Consider the following 7,177-nt stretch of genomic DNA (forward strand, 5'->3'; position numbering starts at 1 on the left):
TAGGGAAAATGAGCTGGGCCGGCCGGGAGATCCTCGTTCTAGTCGGCCAGGAGCAGGTTGTTGAGTTTGTCGGGGTCGAGGATCAGGTCGATCGTGGCGATACACTCCTCGATCACGGTGAGGCCGGCGACCGCGATGATGCCGGCCGATGTCCGGGCGACGATCCCGGCGGTGCCGTTGACCAGCGCCGGCTGGCAGTGCCGTGCGAAGCGTGGGCCCTGGACGGCGACCTGCCGTGCGACGTCCGTGGCACCGGTGAGCAGGGCGGGCACGGGCCGGGTGCGTGAGCCGGTGTCAACGCGGAACACGACGTCGGGATCCAGTACCGCGACGAGGGCGTCGAAGTCACCGGCGCGGGATGCCGCCAGAAACGCGGCCACGACCCTACGCTGCGTGGCGATATCGGCGTCCGGGACGGTCGGGCTGCCTCGCACCCGGCGTCGGGCGCGGCTGGCGAGCTGACGGGCCGCGGCGGGTGTCCGCCCGAGCATCGAGGCGATCTCCTCGAACGGTACGGCGAACATGTCGTGCAGGACGAACGCGAGCCGTTCGGACGGGGTGAGCGTTTCGAGCACGACGAGCAGGGCCAGGCCGACGGAGTCGGCAAGCAGCGTCTGCTGTTCCGGGCCGTCGCTGTCGTCGACGCTGACGACCGGCTCGGGTAGCCAGGTGCCGGCGTAGTCCTCCCGGCGGGCGTGGCGGGCACGCAGCATATCGATGCACACCCGTCCCACGACCGTTGTCAGCCAGCCGCCGAGGTTGCCGATCGCATCGTCGTCGGAGCGGCTCAGGCGCAGCCACGCCTCCTGGACCGCGTCCTCGGCCTCGCTGCGCGAACCGAGCATGCGGTAGGCGACCGCGTGCAGCCGCGGGCGCTGTCGCTCGAACTGCTCGGCCTGCCAGGTCGCGTCGTCCACGGGCCACCGCTCCTTCGATCGAGCCTCTCCTGAGCAATGACGAATCCGGCGCCGCCGATGTGACGGGGCTGGCCGGCCGCATCTGGTCCGGCCCACCGGTCCCGGGTCCTGGATGCCGTCGACAGCGGTACCGACGGGTGACGGGGGCGACAGTCACATCCGCCCGTCGGGATCCGACAGAGAGATGACGGCCGGACGGGCCGGCCCCGAGCCGGCGGCCACGGCGGCCGCACATGGAAGGGATCGTGAATTGGACGCAGCCACCAGTGGCGCGGGGGCCGAACGCCTGAGCGGATGGGCGGATGGGCGGATGGGCGGATGGGCGGCGTTCACCACGACGATTCGTAAAACGCAGGGCCTGCGTGGGGGCGCGGAATTCCTCCCGTGGCTGCTCGACGGCGCATCCGAGGGAACACAGGCCAACGTTCTCGGGATGCTGCCGCCACCCGTCAGGTTCCTCTACCACTGGATATGGGCGCCCAAATATTACCGCACGGTGGGCACCATCACATGAACGGATCATTCAGAAGGAGCGTAGCCATGAGGATCGTCGTTTTCGGCGCCAACGGGCCGACCGGCCGGCTGCTGACCGGACAGGCGCTGGCCGCCGGTCATCACGTCGCCGCGGTGACCAGGCGGCCGGCGGAATTCCCGGTCACGCATGAACGGCTCGACGTCGTGGAAGCCGACGCGTACGACGCGCGGGCCGTCGACCGAGCCGTCGAAGGCGCCGACGTCGTGCTGTCGACGCTCGGTGTGCCGTTCACCCGCAAGCCGGTCACCATCTACAGCGACGGCATCCGTAACATCACCGCCGCGATGGTGCGGCACGGGGTCAAGCGAGTGGCCGTGGTGAGCTCGAGCGCCGCCGAGCCGCACCATCACGCGGACGGCGGTTTCCTGCTGAACCGGGTTCTCCAGCCGTTGATCACAGCGACGATCGGAAAGACGACCTACGCCGACATGCGCCGCATGGAGGAATTCCTGCGCGGCAGCGGCCTCGACTGGACGGTCATGCGCCCCTCGGGCCTTTTCGACGCGCCCGGTGTGACGGACTACGAGCTTCACGAGGACCAGGCGCCGGGCGTCTTCACCAGCCGCACCGACCTTGCCGCGAGCCTGCTCGAACAGGCGGCCGATACCCGGTTCGTGCGCAAGGCCGCCGCGGTGACAACCTCCGAAGGCGCCCCCACGCTGTTCCAGCTGCTGCGCCGGGAGGCATTCAAACGGGACTGACATCCGGTGTGAACGATGCCCCGCCCAGGGCATCGTTCACACCTTCTGGAATCGGGAGCGACCGGGCTTATCCGAACGGCGTCACCGCACCGGAGGGGCCTGTGCCGCTCACTGATGAGAGCTTGCGCTCCAGTAATGGGTCGTGTAAGGGATGCCGTAAACGTTCCAGTCTTTCTGCGCATCAGAGGTGTAGACGGCGTCGCTCTCCGGAGAAATGCGCAGGCTATTGCTCCAGAAATATCCATCGGCGTAGAGATAAGGCGGAAGATCGTTATCCCAGTACTGGCCTTGCCCGCCGTTGCAGGAACTCAGCCAGACAGCGTTCCGGTCCGACTTGGCATCGGTTGTCAGACAGAGGCCCCTGGTCCGGCTGCTCAACTGGTGCTGGCCGTATGCATTGGCAGAACCAATCCAGTCCCAGTCCTGTGACTGCCAGCCATGGCAGGTGGCTGTGAAAACACCACTGCCTGTCGCCGAGGCCGTCAGGCAATCGCCATTGTACTGGCTTTGGTAGGTCCAGTAGGTAGTGGCCGCCGAGGCCTGGCCAGCCGTCATGGCAACGCCACAGACAGCCAGAGCCGCGGTAGCCAGCAGACCGGCAGCGGTTCGACGCAGACGTCTGATGCCGAGCTTTTTGCGCATACTTTTCCTTCCTCATGGTCAGCATTCCCGGAAAAGCGCGTGCGGCGACAGCCAGGGCCGATATACAAGATCAGTTTCTCGGGGTGGCCGGTCGCCGGACGTTGCGCGCGCTCTCTCCTGTATCCGCCGGGGCCCCATCTGGCACTGCCGGAAAACCGCACGTTGTTGATGCCGGTTCTCGGTGCGGTTACCACCGGGACCTCGGTAGCGAGGACACGGCACATCGTGGCACCCACGATGCGGTCGTGTATTGAATAAACGCGCACCCCCGCAGCCCGGCTCGGCCAGCCTGTCGGTCTCGCGCCGCGGGCTCAGGCGGGAAGCCCGGTGCTCAACATGACGCTGGTGACCTCTCCGGGCATCCGGTCCCAACGCTCCCAGGGCCCCGGTCCGACGGGAGCGGCGTTGCGGTCGGTGAGGAAGCGGCGCGGGGTGGAGCCGGTCATGGCCTTGAACTCGCGGGCGAAGTGCGCCTGGTCACTGAACCCGCAGGTCGCAGCGATCTGCACCGGCGCCGTACCGGTGGCCAGCAGCCGCAGTGCGCGCCGTAGCCGCAGCACCCGTGCCGCCGCCTTGGGTGACAGGCCGATCTGCTCCCGGAAGCGGTTTTCCAGCTGACGTCGTCCCCAGCCGGTCCCCGCGGCCAGTCGGGCGATGGGGATCGTCCCGCCCGTACGGATCAGCTGCTGCCAGGCCCACACCACCCGCGGCGAGTGGACGGGCCCGCGGTCGATCCACTGCGCGAGCACCGTGTCCAGCAACGCGAACCGCTGCTCCCAGTCCGGCAGGGCCGCCAGTGCCCCGGTCAGGTCACGGACACCGCCACCAAGAAGATCACCCGGATCCACGACACGCTCGGCCACCTCGTGCATGGCCACACCGAACAGGGTGAACGCCACCCACGGCATGAGGACCACTTCCACCGCGTACAGGCTTCTGCTGTTCTCAACTATTTTGGCCCGCGTCTGGAGCCCGGCGAGAAAAGACGCGTAACTGTCCACCGCCACCCCTTCGCCAACGCCGCTCACGCGCAGTTCCTCGGCAAATCCCAGAACGAGGGTCACCGCACTGACAGGAATCTCTAATTTCCGCCGCGGGCGCAGCAGGTGCATCCGGTGCCCCCGGTAGAGATGCACTCCCGGGCGCAGCCGGGGATGCGGCCGGGCGAACGCGATCTCCGCATCCCCTGCAGGGCTGATAAAGTGCAGCATCCCCGTTCCTTCCGATCGGGACATGACATGGCATGGGTATCGCGAATCTCACCGGTGTGCGGGAAGCGCGGGTCACCGGTTCCGGGTGCGGAAGGTACGCCGATAGACGGCCGGCGAGACGCCGACGGAGGCGCGGAAATGCTGCCGGAGGGAGACGCCGGTGCCGAACCCAGCCTGTCGGGCGACGATGTCGATCGGCAGGTCGCTGCTTTCGAGAAGGTGCCGGGCGCGTTCCAGCCGCTGCCCGGTCAGCCACTGGCCGGGGGTCAGGCCGACTTCGTCGCGGAACCGCCGGGTGAAGGTGCGTACGCTCATGCCCGCGTGGGCGGCGAGCTCAGCCAGGGACAGCGGTTCCGGCAGCCGCTCGAGCGCCCAGGCGCGGGCGGGAGCGGTACTGGCGGTCGATGGCGGCGGGACGGGATGTTCGATGTACTGGGCCTGTCCCCCATCACGCCATGGCGGCACAACGCAGAGACGGGCCACGCGGTTGGCGACCTCGCTGCCGTGGTCGCGACGGACGAGGTGCAGGCACAGATCGATGCCGGAGGCGGCACCCGCCGAGGTGAGCACATCGCCGTCGTCCACGAACAGCACGTCAGGATCGACCTTCACCCGGGGGAACATCCGCTGGAAGCGGTCGGCCTCAAACCAATGGGTGGTGGCCGGGCGGCCGTCGAGCAGGCCCGCGGCGGCCAGAAGGTACGAGGCTGTGCAGATCGACACGATGCGTGTACCCGCCGGGATGCCGGCAAGCGCGCCGGCTACCAGCTCGGGCAACCGCCCGGCCATGTTGATCTCGAGTGGATGGACGGGTGGGATGACGACGGTGTCCACCGCCGCGAGGACCCCGGCCGTGTGGTCGACGGCGATGCTGAACCCCGCATCGGTGCGGACCGGCCGGCCGTCGACGGTACAGACGATCACCTCGTAAAGCGGCTCGCCAGCTGACCCGATGGCGGCGGTGAAGATCCGCCCTGGAATGCCGAGTTCGAACGGGATGACTCCGTCCAGGGCGAGCACGGCGACCCGATGCATGGCCAGATCCTATCGGATGGTGTCTTGCGGGCCACTTCCGGCGGATCAGGTGCCGGGTCATCCTGACGTGGTGGTCCGGCTCCCCGCGTAGGGGAGGCGGAGACGGGGGCGTGCCGACGTGCCCGTTGGTTGTCCTGGTTCTCCTGGAAGGAACGCCGCGTGAAATCGATCGTGTACGAACGGATCGGGGGCTCCGATGTGCTGCGGCTGGTAGAGCGGGTGGAGCCCGAGCCGGGGCCGGGTCAGGTCCGGGTCCGCGTCGCCGTGTCGGGGGTGAACCCGACGGACTGGAAGGTGCGCCGGGGAGCGCTGGGCTCGTCGCTCCCGCCGGCCGGTCAGGTTCCCAACCAGGATGGCGCCGGCACCGTCGACGCGGTCGGTGAGGGAGTGGATCCCACGCGGATAGGACAACGCGTGTGGATCTGGGAGGCCACCTGGCAGCGAGCTGACGGCACCGCGCAGGAGGCGGTGGTACTACCCGCACGCCAGGCGGTGCCGCTGCCCCCGGCTGCCTCGTTCGACCTCGGGGCGAGCCTCGGCATCCCAGCCCTGACCGCGCACCGCGCCCTCACCGTCCACCCGGACGGCCCGTCCGTCCTCGGACCATCGGCGCTGGCCGGCCGGACCGTGCTCGTCGCCGGCGGCGCGGGAGCGGTCGGGCACGCCGCGATCGAGCTGGCGCGCTGGGCCGGGGCGAACGTCGTCTCCACCGTCAGCTCTCCGCGGAAGGCAGCGTTGGCCTCCGCGGCCGGCGCGCACCATGTCATCAACTACCGCACGCCGGACGCGGCCGAAGCGATACGCAAGACCGCCCCCGACGGCGTCGACATAGTGGTCGAGGTGGACCCCGTCGTGAACGCCGCGCTCAACCAGCAGGTCATAGCCCCGAACGGGGTCATCGCCATCTACGCCGACACCAGCGGCTCCCAGCTGACCGTTCCCCTCCAGCCGCACATGTTCGCCAACACCCGCCTGCAGTTCGTGCTCGTCTACACGATGCCCGACACGGCGAAACACCAAGCCATCGAGGACGTGAACGCCGCCGTGGCCGCCGGCGCCCTGCGGACCGGCGAAGACGCCGGGCTGCCGCTGCACCGCTTCCCGCTGACCGGGACAGCCGCCGCGCACGACGCGGTCGAGGGCGGCGCGGTCGGGAAGGTCCTCATCGACATCCACCATGACGAACAACCGAAGCCACCGGCCTCGCGGTAATCACCGAACAGGGCCTGCGTCACCGCGACACGGACAATCCGGCCCTGTCCACGTCGCGGCGCCCTTCAGGAACCGTGCACCCGTAGAACGAGGAACAGCCCTGATGACCAGCCAGACAACAACAGAGCACCCCGACCGGCAAGGAGAGCACCCGGACGGGAAAGGGATGCCGGCGTTGCCCGCAAGCGCCCACCGGCTGTTCGCATCGGACCGGGAGGCAACCGTCGTGACGATCGACCCTGACGGTACGCCGCAGGCCTCGCTGGTGTGGATGGCCCTCGACAGAGGCAGCCTCGTCTTCGGCGTGGAGGAGCATCGCCGGAAAGTACGCAACCTGCGCCGGGACCCGCGAGCGACGGTCATCATCCACGACAACGAGCGAACCGCCGACGGAACCGCGGACGGCCTCACCCAATACCTCACCGTACGGGGCCGAGCAACCCTCCTCGGCCCAGGGATCCCACACGAATTCACCGCACTCATGGACACCCTGGCCCAGCGCTACCTCGGCACCGATGTCTACCCCTTCAGGAACCGCGGCTCCGAAACCGGAATGATCATTCGGATCGCGGTCGAGCGGGTCGGCGGCGTCGGCCCGTGGGCGGACTGACACAGCACCGTTGCACTCGCCCATTACCAGCGATCCTGACCCCGGACCCTCCCGTCAGCAGGAACCCATACGACCGGATCACAGAGACCTCAGACACCCCGGAACGGCTCCGGAGGAGCTGACACCCTCATCTTCGTCAAGCTGCTGGGGTGGCTGATCCGGTCGTCTGCCCTCCTCGTCGTTCCAGCCTCGTCCTCATGGCCGTCAGTCCCGAACGTTGTCCCGATCAAGAGGCAGATGTACGACCGCGCCGGATTTCCCCTGCTCCGGCGGCGGATCCTGCTCTCATGACACCGTCTGTCACCACTGGAATC

General features: G+C 68.4%; 9 protein-coding genes. 4 read left to right on the forward strand and 5 right to left on the reverse strand.

The genetic code is table 11. From position 1 onward, the window contains the following. Positions 1-38 precede the first annotated feature (38 nt). Positions 39-917, reverse strand: a complete 879-nt coding sequence (gene sigJ / locus NBX02_RS12985; RefSeq protein WP_250291511.1) for an RNA polymerase sigma factor SigJ — start codon at positions 915-917, stop codon at positions 39-41. Between the two features lie 250 nt (positions 918-1,167). Between sigJ and NBX02_RS12990 the strand changes: the two genes are divergently transcribed. Both NBX02_RS12990 and NBX02_RS12995 read left to right on the forward strand, forming a co-directional pair. Further along, positions 1,168-1,431: a hypothetical protein gene (locus NBX02_RS12990; protein ID WP_250291513.1), complete on the forward strand. Its 264-nt coding sequence runs from the start codon at positions 1,168-1,170 to the stop codon at positions 1,429-1,431. A gap of 26 nt (positions 1,432-1,457) precedes the next feature. Next, complete coding sequence (locus NBX02_RS12995) at positions 1,458-2,153, forward strand: SDR family oxidoreductase (RefSeq protein WP_250291514.1); 696 nt, start codon at positions 1,458-1,460, stop codon at positions 2,151-2,153. A gap of 108 nt (positions 2,154-2,261) precedes the next feature. Here the strand turns inward: NBX02_RS12995 and NBX02_RS13000 are convergent, their stop codons facing one another. From NBX02_RS13000 to NBX02_RS13010, 3 genes are all read right to left on the reverse strand, one after another. Beyond that, on the reverse strand, positions 2,262-2,795 hold the full coding sequence (locus NBX02_RS13000; RefSeq protein WP_250287166.1) for an RICIN domain-containing protein: 534 nt from the start codon (positions 2,793-2,795) through the stop codon (positions 2,262-2,264). Positions 2,796-3,106: 311 nt separating this feature from the next. Further along, entirely contained in the window at positions 3,107-4,006 is a 900-nt protein-coding gene (locus NBX02_RS13005) for a helix-turn-helix domain-containing protein (protein WP_250287164.1), read from the reverse strand. Positions 4,007-4,078: 72 nt separating this feature from the next. Beyond that, entirely contained in the window at positions 4,079-5,041 is a 963-nt protein-coding gene (locus NBX02_RS13010; protein WP_250287163.1) for a helix-turn-helix domain-containing protein, read from the reverse strand. 159 nt (positions 5,042-5,200) lie between these two features. Between NBX02_RS13010 and NBX02_RS13015 the strand changes: the two genes are divergently transcribed. Continuing rightward, positions 5,201-6,253, forward strand: coding sequence for an NADPH:quinone reductase (locus NBX02_RS13015; protein ID WP_250287160.1), 1,053 nt, complete (start codon positions 5,201-5,203; stop codon positions 6,251-6,253). A gap of 103 nt (positions 6,254-6,356) precedes the next feature. Then, the gene (locus NBX02_RS13020) at positions 6,357-6,863 is read left to right on the forward strand and encodes a TIGR03618 family F420-dependent PPOX class oxidoreductase (RefSeq protein ID WP_250287158.1); all 507 of its coding nucleotides are present in this window, start codon (positions 6,357-6,359) and stop codon (positions 6,861-6,863) included. A gap of 89 nt (positions 6,864-6,952) precedes the next feature. On the opposite strand, the gene NBX02_RS13025 is transcribed toward NBX02_RS13020, so the two are convergent. Beyond that, positions 6,953-7,177 (reverse strand): hypothetical protein (locus tag NBX02_RS13025; protein WP_250291516.1); only part of this gene is annotated, 225 nt, incomplete at its 5' end.

This window comes from Protofrankia sp. CiP1_Cm_nod1 (genome assembly GCF_920888515.1).
GTDB lineage: Bacteria > Actinomycetota > Actinomycetes > Frankiales > Frankiaceae > Protofrankia.